Origin of the sequence: Acinetobacter sp. NyZ410 (assembly GCF_022828975.1) — a bacterium.
Lineage (GTDB): Bacteria > Pseudomonadota > Gammaproteobacteria > Pseudomonadales > Moraxellaceae > Acinetobacter > Acinetobacter guillouiae.
Window position 1 is genome coordinate 2,750,856 of sequence record NZ_CP094620.1, and the last position, 15,928, is coordinate 2,766,783.

Below are 15,928 nucleotides of genomic sequence, written 5' to 3' on the forward strand. Positions count from 1 at the left end.
GATTAAATTAAAATAATTATATATTTCAACCATTTAAATATATCACATTGTTTATAATCATGTGATTTTTATTTAAAAAATATAAAAATGGCGTATTGCCCTAAATTTTAATTTTATGGATTTATTGAGTTTTAGGTTGTTATTTAACCACACCAAGTCTGCTTACAACATAGTGTTAGCAATAGCATTACTAACTTAAGACTTTTCTTTTTACATGTTATTGCTATTGTGTGGCGACAAGGATGCCGCCCATTGTGTAAGGAATACACTGCTATTTAATCTTCTTCTTGTATTTGATCCAATTATTGCTGAAACTCACGTATCGACAATTCACCACGTTCACCTCGCCAAATCCATTTTAAATGACTATCTGCAAAACGCTCGCCTTCAAACCAAACAAATAGACCTTCCATCATCTCAGGCCAATCACTTTGACTGATATAGGTACGTTTTGAAATCACCGCAATAATTGCAGCAAGAATCGTATCGTGGCTCACAGCCAAACTAATACCGTTGTTTAGCGTAGGATGTGTTTCATAGATTAATTCAAGCACATCCACCACACCCGTAATCGGATGCTTCATACCAGGTAAGGCATTATTTACAAAACTGTTGATAAAACCTAAAGCACCTTGTGCTCTAAAATAGGGAGCGGCCTGTTTAATATCCAGCACAAAGCTTCCCGGCTCAACCAATAAGCCCTTTTCTACAATTTCGATATGATGGGTATTCGGATAAGGAGAAATTCCGTCAGCGCCTTGAATCATCAAAGCCGCGGTATCAACACAACGCTGAATGGGGCTTGAAATACAGTGTTGAATCACACGATCCGTATTTTCAATCAAATAACAGCCCCAAGCTTGCGCTAGATCACGACCTTGGGAAGTTAATTGCAGATCATAACCTGCCAGCCCCTGCCCATTCACAACCTCACGAATTGAATGACGCGTGAATAAAGTTACAGGTGTTTTCGCATCGGGCAATAAATCTATTGCTTTTAGCATACTGTTCGGCAATAAATCTAAGGCCATATCAACTTAAAACTCATTTTTATACACGCTTACTATAACATATGCAGCCAAGCGCTCAATCTAGGGTCTGTTAACATTTCATAAATGGCTTGCGTTGTAGGTTAAAATTGAGCAGGCAAGGCAGGAAACGAGGAGAATAGCGAGACTATTTTCGAGTTTCATAACAAAGGCTGAGATAATTTTAGCCACAACCCTGAGCAAGAACAAAGCACTGCTTTGTTTGCAGCGCAAGGCGCAGCGGGGGACTAGCGTGTTTTTTGCCGCTACGTCGTTACGAACTACTTATTTAGAATGACTAAATTTCGTATTTCGTTCCTAGTATCGCCTAAAAAACACACGTAGTCGCAAACATAGACGAATTGTCAACAGACCCAATATCAAAGTGTTAAATTATCTATAAAATGCATATGTATATCAGATTAAAAGCTCACATTGCTTAATGCTTCTAAAGCAATTTCTTTATTTTCGACATTCCGAAATGCGATAAAACCATCATTTAACACGGTATCACGTTGATTATAGGTAAAAGGAACCGCAGCTAAACTCAGTAATCCGCCACCAATACTTTCCAATAATCCTTGTCCTGCACTGGTATCCCACTCAGAGGTTGGATGAAATCTTGGATAAATATCAATTTCGCCTTCAAGCATCATACAAAACTTATAGGCACTGCCCGCCTCGCGTCTAATGACAGGCGATTCTTGTTCAATATAATCAATATATTGCTGATACTTTGGATTTTTACTGCTATGGCTTAGTCCAATTTGAATTGCATCTTCCTCTACAGCTTTAAACTTACAATAACGTTCCCAAGTACGATGAATAAAGCAATATTTATAAGGCAATTCTGTTAAATATCCTAAATACATCACTTGCTCTGTCGGTACAGCAATGATTGAAAATATGGTTTGGTGGTTGTGAATTAGACTTAAATTAATCGTAAATTCATCACGTTCATGAATAAATTCTTTGGTTCCATCCAAAGGATCCAACATCCAGCAGATATTCCATGTATGTCGTTGAGAATAATCGCTCTCTTCTGATAGCACTGGAATTTCAGGAGTGATTTTCGCCAATTGTTCAATTAAATAAGCATTCACTTTTAGGTCAGCTTGAGTAACAGGTGACTGATCATCCTTTTTATCAATATTAAACGCATTCCCAGCACAATAATTTTGGTATTCCTCGAGCAAGATTTGACTTGCAGATGCCAAAACTGGAACTAATTTTAAAATTTGTTCATCTTGTGGTGCTTGAGTGGTAATAAACATTGATCCGACCTGTAGGATGTCTGATTTTTGTCCACAAGCCTACCATTTTTTTATGTTGAGTGCATGAAAACAATAGCTTTTAATTAATAAATATCCTGAGATTAGATATGCTTTTTGAACACTATATAGACTTCTAAATTTTCATTTGATTTAGATTAGTCCAAGTCTATTCAACCTATTTAAAATTTTATCCAATGAAATCCATTTTAATATGGATGAATTAACCAATAACATATTGTTTTCATTAATTGTATTTATATAATTCCTCACAACTTTAAAATTCAAACTTCAGATGCTTTGAATTTTAATCGTTGTTTTGTTCATGAATATTTTTTAAATCGGGTCTATGTTCATATATATTTTTTTGCAGTTCAAAAATATGACTGAGCGCTTTACCGATAAGCAAAATATTTTCCCTATTTTCCAATTCTGGTGCTTCTTGGATTTTTCCTGAAATATTATCTAATAGCATCGCTGCTTGATGTAATTCAGAATTTATCGTATCTAATACGTTCATTTAAGTCTCATTTATATCGTTTGGATCTAAGTGTTATAGCATTTAGATCTAGCGCTTTAAATTGTAATATATGTAGTTGGATCAAATTTTGAGAGCATAGCTAAGCGATTAGTGATAAGTAAAAGAAATCCGCAAATGGTGAGTTTTCCTGCTCATCATCTCACATTTATCTTATTAAAATTTACACGTTCATAGAGTCTTTGTTAAACTTTAAAAAACTTTGGAGTTCCTTGAATGCAAAAACCGATCATCTTTTTTGACATGGACGGTACACTCCTTGATTTAGCTTTTGATGATCTGATCTGGAACACAAAACTCCCTGAACGGCATGCAGAAACCCATCAATGTAGTTTAGAGCACAGTCAAAACATTCTAAATGCATTTTATCAACAACATAATCATACCCTCTGCTGGTATTCTTCAAAATACTGGTCTGAAAAAGTTGGGGTTGATGTCCTACAGTTACAATATGATTTTAAAGATAAAATCACCCCAAGAATGGGCTGTTTTGAATTATTAAAACAATTAAAAGCACAAGGTTATCGTTGTTGGTTACTGACCAATGCAGATTGTGCTGGCTTAAAACTTAAACTTGAAAATGTTGATCTCAGCCCTTATTTTGAAGTAATGATCAGTAGTGAAGAAATTGGCTATTCCAAAGAGTTTATTGAGTTTTGGCAAATCCTGCAGCAAAAGCATCCATTTGATCCACAAAATGCATGTTTCGTGGATGACACTATCCCAGTATTAAAAGGTGCTGAAAAGTTTGGTATAGCGCACTTAATTACGATTACCCAACCTTCCAGTGGTCGTGCTGCGCGTCATCACTTAGAATTGCAATACCCTGCAATTAATCATTTAACTGAGCTTTTACCTTTACTGAAAAACTTAGCGTTAGCAAACTTACAGTCAACAGATTTAGAACATAAGGATGTCGATGTCAAAACAGCCTGAGAAACAACAACTTGAAACAATGCGTGTAGACAAATGGCTTTGGGCTGCACGTTTTTTTAAAACACGCTCTATTGCCAAAGATGCAATCGAGGGTGGTAAAGTTCATCATAATAATGAACGTGTTAAAGTCTCAAAAGAGATTCGCGTTGGAATGGAGCTCACCATACAACAAGGTTTTGATCGTAAAACGGTAGTGATTAAAGCACTCTCCGTTGTTCGTGGCGGCGCACCGATTGCCCAACAACTTTATGAAGAAACTGAGGTGAGTGTGGCACGTAGAGAGTTGATTTCATCCCAAAGAAAATTGCATAATCTAGCGCGCCCTGATCATCGACCAAGTAAAAAAGATCGACGACAAATTAGCAAATTTAAACAAGAAAATGATCAACAATTTGACCAATCTTGGTCCTATGATGATGACTGAATTCGTTTAGGTTGGGTACGACATCTTATGTCGTACTAATGTTTTTTAATATAGAACCATTTTTTATTTTCTGTCACTATTACTGCCGTGGACGAAAGATCAAATTTAATGACATCCACTTAAGATATTAGTGATATTACATCGTTTGAGGTTTACGAGATGGATGATAACAAAAGCAAGGCACTGAATGCGGCACTGAGCCAAATTGAGAAGCAATTTGGTAAAAACACAGTGATGCGCTTAGGTGATAACACTGTTCAAGCGGTTGAAGCAGTCTCTACAGGCTCTTTAACACTTGATATTGCATTGGGTATTGGGGGCTTACCAAAAGGTCGTATCGTTGAAATTTACGGTCCTGAATCTTCTGGTAAAACGACAATGACGCTACAAGCCATTGCGCAATGCCAAAAAGCAGGTGGAACATGTGCCTTTATAGATGCGGAACATGCTTTAGATCCACAATATGCACGTAAACTTGGGGTAGATATAGACAACCTTTTAGTTTCACAGCCAGATAATGGTGAGCAAGCACTTGAAATCGCAGATATGTTGGTTCGTTCAGGTGCAGTCGATATGATCGTTGTCGATTCTGTAGCAGCGTTAACCCCTAAAGCCGAAATTGAAGGCGAAATGGGTGACTCTCACATGGGTTTACAAGCACGTTTGATGAGCCAAGCTTTACGTAAAATCACAGGTAATGCCAAGCGTTCAAACTGCATGGTTATCTTCATTAACCAGATTCGTATGAAAATTGGGGTGATGTTTGGTAGCCCTGAAACCACAACTGGTGGTAACGCATTGAAGTTCTATGCTTCTGTACGTTTAGATATCCGTCGTATTGGACAAGTTAAAGAAGGCGATGAAATTGTAGGTTCTGAAACCAAAGTCAAAGTTGTAAAAAACAAAATGGCGCCTCCTTTCCGTGAAGCACTTTTCCAAATTATGTATGGCAAAGGTGTAAATCACTTAGGTGAATTGGTTGATCTTGCAGTTGGACAAGAACTTGTACAAAAAGCAGGTGCTTGGTACTCATATCAAGGCGACAAAATCGGTCAAGGTAAAAACAATGTCATTCGACATTTAGAGGAAAACCCTCAATTGGCTCAAGAACTTGATCGTATGATTCGTGAAAAGCTTTTGACTACTGCCAATGCCGCACCAGCAGAAGAGAAAGAAGAAGAGCCTGACTTTTTAGATGTTTAAATTCAAACTTTATTTTTAAGTATATCAAGCACCTTTCGAGGTGCTTTTTTATGCTTAAAACCAAATTAAACAACAGTCGTTTTGATTTAATATAAATTTCAGTTATAACTAAGCTAAAGCCGTTATGAATCAGATTCTTTCATTATTATGTATAAAAAAATCAGAACAATCACTGAATTTTTATTTTTTCGAGCTCCACGAATTCAAAAAAATAAACTCAAACAACACTTTCAAAATAAAACCATTTTAATTACAGGGGCAAGTTTTGGGATTGGTGAAGCATGTGCAAGGCTGTTATCCAATACACAATGCTCGCTTGTGCTGATTGCACGCAGTACAGATAAACTTGTACAACTCAAAAGTGAATTAGAATCTTATTCATGCCATATTGAAATCATCTGTGCAGATTTATATCAATCAGATGCCGCAGAACATATTTTTCAAAGCCTAACAGCACGTAATATTCAGATTGATGTATTGATCCATAATGCAGGAAAATCAATTCAGCGCTCTGTTTGGGATAGCTTGGATCGCCCACAGGATATCGATCGAACCATTGCGATTAACTATATCAACCCTGCTCAACTTACCCGTTTATTGTTAGGTGATTTAAAACACAAGCAAGGACAAATTATTGTGGTTTCAACCATCAATACCAAACTGTTTGCCCCGCCATTTTGGTCAACCTATCAAGCTTCGAAAACCGCAATGCAACAGTGGATTCTTGCCATTCAACCAGAATTGGCGATTCATGAAGTACACGCAGGCTTAGTCTACTTGCCCTTAGTCCGTACACGAATGATTTTACCCACCAAGCAATATCAACAAATGCCAGCGATGCAAGCAAAAGACGCTGCTCAAGCGATTCTTGCGTGCCTAATTTATCGTAAACGACAATGGCAACCATGGTGGCTAGGAATTGCACAGATTGGTTCAATATTGTTGATCACACCGATTTATTATTTCTATAAACATTTACTCAAGCGAAAGTTATAAGATGAAATGGATCTTTTGGTTAAGATGGTGCATAAGTTTATGCTATAGCACTACTCAACATGGTATTCATTTATATAGTATTTTAGATGCACAGACGCGTATTCAAAAAAATAAAACAGCATTTATTATTGATGATCATCAAATTAACTTTTTAGAATTAAAATGCAGAACTGATCAACTTATTTGTGAATGGCAAAACTCCCATAATCCAAAGCAACTTCCGCAACAGATTGGTTTAATGATGCAACAAGACCTAGATAGCTTGGCGGCCTTGTTTGCACTGAGCCGTTTAGGTAAAGATATCATTATCGTTAACCCCAGCCTCGTACAGCATAAACTTCAAGCTTTAATTGAGCAGGGACAACTGCATCTTATTGGCAGTTTAGATGTATTTACTCCACTCAATATCCAAAATTTTACGCTTATTCCTGCACCAAGTACCCAGCAGAAATTTCGTATAAAACCGACTTATTTTAATAAAATAAGTGTCTGTTCTTCTGGTTCAACAGGAATTCCTAAAGTTGCGACAAGGCAATCTAAACCACTACAAAGTTTACCTTTGTTAGACCTCATGCTCAGAAAACTAAAATTTTTTAAAATTAAGCAAATTTTTGTGATGACACCATTGTGCCATGCGGCAGGTTTAACTGCGAGTTTGATGGCGCTGAGCTTTCATAAAACTGTGATTTTGCAAAAACGTTTTGATCCACAATCTGCCAAGCATCTGATTAAACACCATCAAATTGATTGTTTAAACTTAGTGCCCACTATTTTATACCGTTTAATTGAACTGAACGCTCCTCTGAGCTCAGTGCAATACATCATTACAGGTAGCGCGCCTTTAAGTGCGAATTTAGTCAAACATGCCCTACGGCACTATCCTCAGATACAACTGTTCAATCTCTATGGCAGCTCTGAAAGTGGAATTAACCTCTTGGCAACAACAGCTGATTTAAAACGAAATCCTGAAAGTATAGGAAAAGCTATTCAAGGTGTACAAATTAAAATTGCCGATTCTACAGGTCAGCCTTTAGAAAATGGCAATATCGGTATCTTATGGAGCAAATGTGCTTGGTCAATTACACCGAATCAATGGCTACAGTGCGGTGATTTAGCCGTACAAGATGCTAAAGGTTATTATTATTTAAAAGGTCGCTCTGATGATATGTTAATTTGCGGTGGTGTAAATGTTTACCCGATTGATTTGGAAAATATTTTATATACCCATAGCGCAATCAAATTTGCACACGCTTATGCTATAGATGATGCTGATCTTGGACAATGCTTGGCAGTAGACATTATTCTCAACCAGATACTCAATATTGAAGAATTACAATTATGGATTAGCGGCCAAACTCCTCGCTATCTTCGTCCTAAATCAATTCGAATCATTGATCAAATAGAAACGGATAGTATCGGTAAGCCAGTTTAGGCGTTATTAAGCTTCGACATGAAGCGCTTTAAATAAAAATCTAAACCCTGATATCTGTTTATCTCCCCCTCTTATACTGGTTTAGATTCTTTACTATTTAGGCGGATGAAAATTCATCCGTATAGCATTTGCACTGTTAAAAAAATGAATTAAAGCTAAACTAGTATTTATCTCTGAAATAAATAGATTGTTATCAATAGTTATGAGCCAAGCAAAATTTCCCAAATTGTTAGATTACCAAAAACTCAAACAGCAATTTGGTGAACAGGAAACAACAGAATATCAGCATTCTACATCTCAACCTGCAGAACCTGAATCTGGCATTGCAAATGATGAGCACGCCTTTAATGCGGAACAGGATCTTGCACCCAAACCACAGGGCTTAACCGGTACACGTTTGCGTTCTTATGCTTTTGCGGTGTTGACTCGAAAAGAATATTCCAAAGCTGATCTAATTGAAAAGCTGATGACCTATACGCAGAGCCGAGAGGAGGTTTTAACTTTAGTTGATGAGTTGTCAGCGAATAACTACCAAAGTGACCAACGTGTGGCAGAAATGACTGTGCGTAGCCAAGTCCGTAGAGGTAAAGGCCCGAATCGAATCAAACTGGCTTTACGCGCCAAACAACTGGATAGAGCCTTAGTACAAGAGGATATTGCAGAAATTGATTGGTATGAACAAGCCTACCAATTGAAAGTTAAAAAATATGGTACAGAGGTCAGCAAAGATCCAAAAATTAAAGCCAAACAAATTCGCTTTTTACAATATCGTGGTTTTGAAATGGATGCGATTATGAAAGCAATTTCAAAAAAACCAAATGATGATTGATGATGGTCAGTCGATACAATTCAAGATCAACTTTTCATTAAACGGTAGGTTGAGAATCTTAGGCTGAAAATCTATTGATAGAATTCCCTTCTCACTTTTGATTTCTTATAAATTCTAAGCAGATCCAATATCTTTTAGCACTGTACAAGCTATCATTTCATTCATCCATAAAACTATACGCGTATTTTCAATATTAAAGCTCAATAAGAGTGATAGATCTTTAGTCACGACTAAAAAATGATAATTGAATTAAATCAGATGGTCTAAAGATTGAAAATATAAAATTTTCAGGAATTAAATAACAGAGATGGTTTTAAAATGTAGGATATAAATCGAATGGATATCTTGAGTTATTATTATTGGTAGATTTAAAAATCTGGTGGCAGCCCTACTAGCAAAATCTCGGCACATCGTATTTCTGATACCGTTGCTACCTTCCGGTCCTGGCGGGGTTTTCAGAGTACAATTGCGAAACCACCAGCAGGGCTACCATTGCAAGAACAGAGTATAGAGATTTTTTATTTTCTTTCAAGCCAAACATTGTGATTTTCTCAAGTTATTCATTCGTTTGCTTATTTCATCATCAATATGGTTAATTTTTAACAGTAATTCTAACTTTTCTTTTCAATAGCCCATTAAAATTATCAAGCATCAGTCAATATTCTACTGAATTTTATCTCAGCGCTACTTCATAGATTGCAGGTGTTAAAATACAAAAAAAGCTTCATATTGCATTAGAATTAGCTGAAGATTGTAAAAGCATCTTGCAATTCCGCCCCTAGCCGTTTTTAATGATAACAATTATTGATTTTCAAATAGCCCATATCAGTCTATTTGAAAAATTTTGACTTTGATGGATTTTAAATTATGCTAAAAAAGCATGCCCTGTTTTCTATTGCTTTACTCAGTTCAGCATCTTTATATGCAATCCCTATAGAATCTCGTGGATTAAGTGATACTGCATCATCTCGAAATGATGTAGCGAATTCAGCAGCACCTATTGCTGGAAATATGAATTGGGATTTAATACAAAAGAATCAACAATTAGAAAATCAAATTCGTGAATTACGTGGCAAGATTGAAGAACAAGATCATGCCATTGATCAACTAAACAAAGAACTCACCAACCGCTATACCGATTTAGATCAGCGTCTTGAATTGCTCAATCAGAAACTTGAACCTGAAAGCAATCAACCAGAACAAGCACCTACTGAAAATGCACCTGTCGATAGTTCAACCGCAACAGATCAAACAGCCACAGCAAGCAAAGCTACAACGAATAGCTCGGCACCAACAACGGCTCAAAATCCAGCAACATCGGCCAACAGTAGCAACAATACCAGTGATCCTGTTGCACTGGAAAAAGCAGCTTATACGATTGCTTTAGATGCCTATAAAAAAGGCGGTGCAAAACAAGCCATCGCTCCTATGCAAAACTTTATTAAAAACTACCCAAACAGTATTTATACTGGAAATGCTTATTTTTGGTTAGCTGAGTTTCAATTGGCAATTGATCCACCAAACTATAATGAAGCCAAGAAAAACTATGAAATCGTGGTAGCTAAATTTCCAAACTCGTCTAAAGCACCGCGTGCTTTATACCAACTTTATAGTATTGCCAAAGATGTTAACAAGAATACACAAACTGCAAATGTCTATAAAAGCAAACTGTTAAGCACCTACCCTAAATCAGAAGAAGCAGGTTTTTTCAAAAAAGGGTAATCCGCTTATTCACAATTTAGACCAAAAAAAATGCCTCAATAGAGGCATTTTTTATTGATATTTTTAACAATTAACGCACGATACCGCGCTTAGATTCTAATACTGAATCAATCAATAACTGGACTTCTTCAACTTCTGGAAGGATCTCTTGACGAATTTTTTCAATGGCTTGTTCAGTGGTTAAATTCTCTTTATAGATCAATTTAAACGACTCTCTTAAGCCTTGAATCACATTCTTAGACCAACCTTTACGACGCATCCCTTCAACGTTCATACCATAGGCATGCGCAGGGTTGCCTGAGACCATGACATAAGCAGGAACATCTTTAAGAATCAGTGATGCACCACCAATCATACTATAAGAATCAATCTTACAGAATTGATGGATACCTGAGTTCCCGCCCACAATGACGAAATCGCCAATGTGGACATGGCCAGCGATGCCGACATTATTTGCAAAAATATTGTTATTTCCAATCAAACAATCATGTGCAATATGCGTATTCACCATCAATAGGTTATTGCTTCCTATTTTGGTTAGGCCTCGATCTTGAACAGTGCCACGGTGTAAGCTGCAATGTTCACGGATTTTGTTGTTGTCGCCAATTTCTAACCAAGTTTCTTCACCTTGGTATTTTAAATCTTGACAAATTTCACCTACACTTGCGAATTGGAAAATATCGTTATTTTCACCAATACGTGTATAGCCTCCAATCACAACATGTGAGTGAAGTTTGGTACCAGCACCAATCGTCACTTGTGGACCAATAATACAATATGGCCCTATTTGGACATCTGGTGCTATCACTGCAGAAGAGTCAATAATAGCGGTTGGGTGGATTAAGTCGTTACTGCTCATGCCTGCTCTAATTTCTGATGAGAAATGATAATTTCAGCGGTTGCTGCTACCACGCCGTCAACACTGGCAGTACATAAATACTTGTAAATGCCACGTTTTTGCATGAGTAATTCAGATTTTAGCACGAGTTGGTCACCTGGTACGACTTGTTTTTTAAATCGTATTTTTTCAGCACCAGCGAATAAGAACAAAGAACCTGGTCTTGGCTTTTCATTATTCATGATAAAACCAAGCACACCAGAAACTTGTGCCATCGCCTCAACGATCAAAACACCCGGCATAATTGGATAGCCAGGGAAATGACCCTGCATAAATTCTTCATTAATTGAAACGTTTTTGTATCCTACAATCCCATTCTCTGTAACTTCAGTTACACGATCGACAAGCAAAAATGGATAACGATGTGGCAAATACTCGCGAATCGTTTGGGTTTGCATTGGTAATTCAGGAACCGTAAAAGGTAGAGATTTAGACTCAGTCATAATTATTTACGCGACTTTAAAGTTGATTCAATGGACTCAATTTGAGCCTGCATATGATCTATTTGTTTCACCAGTTTGGTCAATGGCACATCTGCTAATTGTCTTAAGCGCACAACCGTTCTTTTCCAATGATTTGTTTCAAACTGTCCAGTACCTGAAGAATAAGAACCTGCTTCAGAAATACTTTTTGTGACTATTGACATTCCAGTAATTGTGACATTATCTGTGATTTTTATATGCCCTACGATGCCAACAGCACCTGCAAGAACACAGTTTTTGCCAATAATCGTACTACCCGCGATACCACACTTGGCTGCAATGGCAGTATTCTCGCCAATTTGCACGTTATGGGCGATTTGCACAAGGTTATCAATAATGACACCGTCATGAATGATTGTATCGTCCAAAGCACCACGATCAATACTACAATTTGAACCTATACGTACATCATTTCCGATACGTACAGAACCCAATTGAGCAATACGATTCCACTTTCCTTGATAAGGTGCAAAACCGAAGCCCTCTCCACCAATTGCAGTATTGGAATGAATCCGAACACGATCTGCAATTTTTGTTTGGCCTGTAATAGTCACATGAGAATCGACAAAACCGTCTTTGCCAATTTCAACACCATCATCAATTTTGCTGTGCGATTGGATAACTGTATTTGCACCCACCACACAATCATCACCAATCACAACATAATGACCAATATAAGCATCATCTGCAATAATTGCTGAAGGAGAGATTTGCGCGGTACTTTCGATACCCCGTTTAGTTACTTTAACTTCAAATTGATGGGTTAAAATCGCAAAAGCGAGATAGGGATTGGCAACAACAATAAAATTCTGGCAATTTGTAAGCTGTTCTTTTAACTCCGCCGTGACGATCAAAGCGCCAGCTTTAGAATTTTGAGCTTCATTCAAATATTTGTCGTTATTTACAAAAGAAATATGATTGGATTGCGCGTGTTCTAAACTTGCAAGCCCATCTAAAACAAAATTGGCTTGACCAATTAGCTCACCTTGTACAAGCTGAGCTAATTCATCGAGATGAAAACGATTTGATTTCATTGATTATTTAATTGCATTAACCTTTTGGATTATTTTAGCAGTTAAATCACTCTTTGCGTCATAAGCAAGTGCTGAATTTTTATTCAAAACAAAGTCTAATCCAGCTTCTTGGCGCAATTGTTCAGCAGCTTGCTTTACACGAGCCTCAAAAGTTGCATTGGTGTTTTGAATTGTGCTCTGTACTTTCGCCTGAACACCTTGCTGAATCGTTTGGAATTCATTCACTTTTGCTTGGTATTGCGCATTAATTTGCTGAACATTTGCACCTTGGGCCTGTGCTTTTTGTTTCAACGCTTCAATATCTTTGGTGATTTGTTCAAGCTTAGTGGTTTGCGGTTTAACCGATTGTTCTAAACTTGCATTCTGTTGCTTTAAGTAGGTGCTACTTTCTACAACTTTTTCTAGATCAACTACACCAAAACCTGCCGCTTGAACCAATCCAGCAAAACCCAAGCCTAAGCCCATAATGGCCATTTTCATTGTTTTCATCATTGTTCCTTATATTAAGTTAAATCTCGTAAAAAGATCGTACTTAGAAAGTACGACCAATCTCGAATTGAATATTTTTAGTTTCATCGCCCGGTTTGTCATTCAATGGGAATGCATAGCTCAACGAAAGTGGGCCAATCATGGTAATCCAAGTAAAGCCTACACCAACACTATAACGCATGTTACCAAAGTCAAAATCATTATTGTCTTTACAGTACTGTTTTGCATTAATTGGTGTTTTTGAACCATCTAGATAAAGATCACCAGTCGCTGTGCTACAGTCTGTATCAAAGACTTGTGCGCCCTCAGCAAAGATCACCGGACGGATCTGACGCGCCCAATCACCCTTAAATGGAACAGGTAAAGCCAATTCTGTACCGAATTGTACTAAAGCATTACCACCAACTTCTTCAGGGTCATAGTCTTTGGTTTTTCTTTCGTTATAGGTCACACCAGGGTATTTTGGACCCAATGTACTGTTGTCATAACCACGGACTGAACCAAAACCACCCGCATAGAAGTTTTTATAGAATGGTAAATCATTACCATAACCTAACTTACCATAGCCACGTAATACGAAATCACGGCCTAATGGGAAATAAGTCTGTGCATCATAAGTTACTTTTTGATATTCAACATCACTACCTGGCAATGCAATTTCAGCATTGACACGATGTGAGGTACCGTTAGTAGGGAAAATTGGACGGTTCAATGTATTATATGACCAACCCAAATTTAAATTATACGTTAAGAACTTACCTTCAAAGGCACTTCCATACTCATCTAAGGTCATTGCATTAAATTTATCATCAACACAGTTCGTTGCTACATCATAGCCTTCAGGCAGTGGATTTGGTGGTTCCTTCCCTTGTCCAAGATCAATATCTTTTTGTGACTTATATGAGCCTGCACAATAAGTGCTTGTCTCGGTTTGCTTACCACCATGTGCTAACAAATAATCACGTACATAGGTTGAAACATAAGCACCAGTAGTAACTTTGGTTTGGTCAATGTTTAGACCTGCACTAATATTTTGGTTTTCATCGATTGGATAACCAAATGTAACACCACCACCGATACTGTCCGTCACATAGTTGTTAACGTTATAATCACTATTTAACTTAGTTTTACGGTAGTACATGTTATAACCACGACTTACACCATCAATGGTAAAGTATGGGTCAGTCACGCTTAAGTTATAATAATCTTGGGTTTCTGAACGAGATAAATCGATAGAAACACGATTACCGGTACCCATAAAGTTGGTTTGGCTTAAACCTGCTTGGAATGTGATACCACCATTCTGAGAGTAACCTACAGCCAATGTACTGGTACCAGAATGTTGTTCTTCAACATCAATATTCAAGTCCATTTGATCTGGTAAGTTCGGTACACGAACAGGTTTAACATCAACTTTACTAAAGAAACCAGTACGTTCTAAACGAACTTTAGACAAGTCGATTTTTTCGTTACTTGCTAAAGCACCTTCCATTTGACGCATTTCACGACGTAATACTTCATCCGCAGTTTTGGTATTACCGGTAAAGTTAATACGACGCACGGTCACTTGTTGACCAGGATTAATATAGTAATTTAAGTCAACAATATGAGTTTCATTATTGATTTCAGGGACGACATTTACTTCTGCATAGTAGTAACCCGCATTACCATATTTACGAAGTAGTAACTGCTTTACAGCATTGACTTTTTCTTGAGAATACGTTGTGCCATCTTTATAGATTTGTAGCGCTTTTAAATCTTCAGTTTTATAAAGTGCATCACCTAAAAATTTAGTTTCGCCAAATTTAAATTGCTCGCCTTCATTCACTGAAACTTCAATAAAGATATGTTTTTTATCTTCACTAAGATTTAAATTTGAACTGTTAATATCAAAATTGATATAACCTTTATTGAGATATAGCGCACGCAACGACTCTAGACTTGCAGACATTTTTTCACGTGCATAACGGTCATTTCGAGAAATAACCGATAACCAGCCACTCTCTTTTACCGCAAACGCCTGTTTAATGTCGTCTTCTTTAAATACGGTATTACCAATAATATTGATATCAAAGACTTTTGCAGGCTTACCTTCATTAAAATTGATATTCAATTCAACGCGGTTATTAGGTTGAGCAACTTGTTCAACTTTAATATCTGCATCATAACGACCTTGTTGAGCATATTGTTGCTCTAACTCAGTTTCTAAGGTTTGTAAGGCAGATTTTTTAAGCACTTCGCCTTCGGCCAAGCCCATTTTCTTTAAACCATCCGTCAAAGCTTCTTTCGGAATTAGTTTATTGCCTTTGAAATTAATTTTTGAAATTACTGGACGTTCAATCACTTTAAACACCAAGACACCGTCTTGGTTAGATGCTTGGATATCATCAAAAAGATTTGAAGCGTACAAAGCACGAATTGAATCCGCAATTGCAGGATCATTGACACGGTCACCACTATTTATTGGTAAAAGTGCAAGAACATTTTGTTGCGTTAAACGAACCAAGCCATCCACACGGATATCACGTGCAATGAACTCATCTGCCGCTTGTACTTGCTGTACAGCTGCCATCGCACTAACGAGCGCTAATGGCATAAATAAATGTGAGTGCTGCATGCCTATTATTTTCCAGTAAGTTAATCCAC

Annotated in this window: 15 protein-coding genes and 1 other RNA gene; 7 read left to right on the forward strand and 9 right to left on the reverse strand. The window is 37.2% G+C overall.

Going from position 1 to position 15,928, the window contains the following annotated elements:
- Window positions 1–302: 302 nt before the first annotated feature.
- The 3 genes from MTO68_RS12965 to MTO68_RS12975 all read right to left on the reverse strand — a co-directional run bounded on the left by MTO68_RS12965 (window position 303) and on the right by MTO68_RS12975 (window position 2,819).
- Complete coding sequence (locus MTO68_RS12965; protein ID WP_151802373.1) at window positions 303–1,031, reverse strand: phosphoglycerate mutase family protein; 729 nt, start codon at window positions 1,029–1,031, stop codon at window positions 303–305.
- 419 nt (window positions 1,032–1,450) lie between these two features.
- Window positions 1,451–2,302, reverse strand: a complete 852-nt coding sequence (locus MTO68_RS12970; protein WP_004719760.1) for a 3'(2'),5'-bisphosphate nucleotidase CysQ — start codon at window positions 2,300–2,302, stop codon at window positions 1,451–1,453.
- 304 nt (window positions 2,303–2,606) lie between these two features.
- A complete protein-coding gene (locus tag MTO68_RS12975; protein WP_004821998.1) occupies window positions 2,607–2,819 on the reverse strand; it encodes a hypothetical protein in 213 nt (70 codons plus the stop codon).
- 234 nt (window positions 2,820–3,053) lie between these two features.
- On the opposite strand from MTO68_RS12975, the gene MTO68_RS12980 reads away from it, so the two are divergent.
- From MTO68_RS12980 to MTO68_RS13005, 6 genes are all read left to right on the forward strand, one after another.
- Complete coding sequence (locus tag MTO68_RS12980) at window positions 3,054–3,773, forward strand: HAD-IA family hydrolase (protein ID WP_244012799.1); 720 nt, start codon at window positions 3,054–3,056, stop codon at window positions 3,771–3,773.
- Complete coding sequence (locus tag MTO68_RS12985; protein ID WP_004719756.1) at window positions 3,757–4,197, forward strand: S4 domain-containing protein; 441 nt, start codon at window positions 3,757–3,759, stop codon at window positions 4,195–4,197. Before MTO68_RS12980 ends, MTO68_RS12985 begins: the two co-directional genes overlap by 17 nt.
- A 159-nt stretch (window positions 4,198–4,356) precedes the next feature.
- Complete coding sequence (gene recA / locus MTO68_RS12990; protein WP_004719755.1) at window positions 4,357–5,400, forward strand: recombinase RecA; 1,044 nt, start codon at window positions 4,357–4,359, stop codon at window positions 5,398–5,400.
- Window positions 5,401–5,547: 147 nt separating this feature from the next.
- The gene (locus MTO68_RS12995; RefSeq protein WP_244012801.1) at window positions 5,548–6,396 is read left to right on the forward strand and encodes an SDR family NAD(P)-dependent oxidoreductase; all 849 of its coding nucleotides are present in this window, start codon (window positions 5,548–5,550) and stop codon (window positions 6,394–6,396) included.
- Between the two features lies 1 nt (window position 6,397).
- Window positions 6,398–7,828, forward strand: coding sequence for a class I adenylate-forming enzyme family protein (locus tag MTO68_RS13000; protein WP_244012803.1), 1,431 nt, complete (start codon window positions 6,398–6,400; stop codon window positions 7,826–7,828).
- 202 nt (window positions 7,829–8,030) lie between these two features.
- On the forward strand, window positions 8,031–8,657 hold the full coding sequence (locus MTO68_RS13005; protein ID WP_244012805.1) for a regulatory protein RecX: 627 nt from the start codon (window positions 8,031–8,033) through the stop codon (window positions 8,655–8,657).
- 386 nt (window positions 8,658–9,043) lie between these two features.
- On the opposite strand, the gene ffs is transcribed toward MTO68_RS13005, so the two are convergent.
- Window positions 9,044–9,140, reverse strand: an RNA gene (gene ffs, locus MTO68_RS13010) — signal recognition particle sRNA small type.
- A gap of 381 nt (window positions 9,141–9,521) precedes the next feature.
- On the opposite strand from ffs, the gene MTO68_RS13015 reads away from it, so the two are divergent.
- Complete coding sequence (locus tag MTO68_RS13015) at window positions 9,522–10,379, forward strand: YbgF trimerization domain-containing protein (protein ID WP_244015978.1); 858 nt, start codon at window positions 9,522–9,524, stop codon at window positions 10,377–10,379.
- A gap of 70 nt (window positions 10,380–10,449) precedes the next feature.
- Here the strand turns inward: MTO68_RS13015 and lpxA are convergent, their stop codons facing one another.
- The 5 genes from lpxA to bamA are packed head-to-tail and all read right to left on the reverse strand — an operon-like array spanning window position 10,450 to window position 15,899.
- Entirely contained in the window at window positions 10,450–11,238 is a 789-nt protein-coding gene (gene lpxA, locus MTO68_RS13020; RefSeq protein ID WP_004822130.1) for an acyl-ACP--UDP-N-acetylglucosamine O-acyltransferase, read from the reverse strand.
- Entirely contained in the window at window positions 11,235–11,720 is a 486-nt protein-coding gene (gene fabZ, locus MTO68_RS13025) for a 3-hydroxyacyl-ACP dehydratase FabZ (RefSeq protein WP_004719745.1), read from the reverse strand. The genes lpxA and fabZ overlap by 4 nt, the downstream gene beginning before the upstream one ends.
- A gap of 2 nt (window positions 11,721–11,722) precedes the next feature.
- Entirely contained in the window at window positions 11,723–12,793 is a 1,071-nt protein-coding gene (gene lpxD / locus MTO68_RS13030; protein WP_004822133.1) for a UDP-3-O-(3-hydroxymyristoyl)glucosamine N-acyltransferase, read from the reverse strand.
- A 3-nt stretch (window positions 12,794–12,796) separates the two neighbouring features.
- A complete protein-coding gene (locus MTO68_RS13035) occupies window positions 12,797–13,282 on the reverse strand; it encodes an OmpH family outer membrane protein (protein ID WP_004822135.1) in 486 nt (161 codons plus the stop codon).
- 43 nt (window positions 13,283–13,325) lie between these two features.
- Window positions 13,326–15,899, reverse strand: a complete 2,574-nt coding sequence (bamA, locus tag MTO68_RS13040) for an outer membrane protein assembly factor BamA (RefSeq protein ID WP_004822136.1) — start codon at window positions 15,897–15,899, stop codon at window positions 13,326–13,328.
- Window positions 15,900–15,928 lie beyond the last annotated feature (29 nt).

What these genes read in the sequence shown, in the direction of transcription:
- lpxD (WP_004822133.1), bottom strand. Translation starts at nt 12,793, where the DNA reads ATGAAATCAAATCGTTTTCATCTCGATGAATTAGCTCAGCTTGTACAA.
- MTO68_RS12970 (WP_004719760.1), bottom strand. Translation starts at nt 2,302, where the DNA reads ATGTTTATTACCACTCAAGCACCACAAGATGAACAAATTTTAAAATTA.
- MTO68_RS12980 (WP_244012799.1), top strand. Translation starts at nt 3,054, where the DNA reads ATGCAAAAACCGATCATCTTTTTTGACATGGACGGTACACTCCTTGAT.
- MTO68_RS13005 (WP_244012805.1), top strand. Translation starts at nt 8,031, where the DNA reads ATGAGCCAAGCAAAATTTCCCAAATTGTTAGATTACCAAAAACTCAAA.
- MTO68_RS12965 (WP_151802373.1), bottom strand. Translation starts at nt 1,031, where the DNA reads ATGGCCTTAGATTTATTGCCGAACAGTATGCTAAAAGCAATAGATTTA.
- MTO68_RS12985 (WP_004719756.1), top strand. Translation starts at nt 3,757, where the DNA reads ATGTCAAAACAGCCTGAGAAACAACAACTTGAAACAATGCGTGTAGAC.
- fabZ (WP_004719745.1), bottom strand. Translation starts at nt 11,720, where the DNA reads ATGACTGAGTCTAAATCTCTACCTTTTACGGTTCCTGAATTACCAATG.
- MTO68_RS13035 (WP_004822135.1), bottom strand. Translation starts at nt 13,282, where the DNA reads ATGAAAACAATGAAAATGGCCATTATGGGCTTAGGCTTGGGTTTTGCT.
- MTO68_RS13000 (WP_244012803.1), top strand. Translation starts at nt 6,398, where the DNA reads ATGAAATGGATCTTTTGGTTAAGATGGTGCATAAGTTTATGCTATAGC.
- bamA (WP_004822136.1), bottom strand. Translation starts at nt 15,899, where the DNA reads ATGCAGCACTCACATTTATTTATGCCATTAGCGCTCGTTAGTGCGATG.
- lpxA (WP_004822130.1), bottom strand. Translation starts at nt 11,238, where the DNA reads ATGAGCAGTAACGACTTAATCCACCCAACCGCTATTATTGACTCTTCT.
- recA (WP_004719755.1), top strand. Translation starts at nt 4,357, where the DNA reads ATGGATGATAACAAAAGCAAGGCACTGAATGCGGCACTGAGCCAAATT.
- MTO68_RS12975 (WP_004821998.1), bottom strand. Translation starts at nt 2,819, where the DNA reads ATGAACGTATTAGATACGATAAATTCTGAATTACATCAAGCAGCGATG.
- MTO68_RS12995 (WP_244012801.1), top strand. Translation starts at nt 5,548, where the DNA reads ATGTATAAAAAAATCAGAACAATCACTGAATTTTTATTTTTTCGAGCT.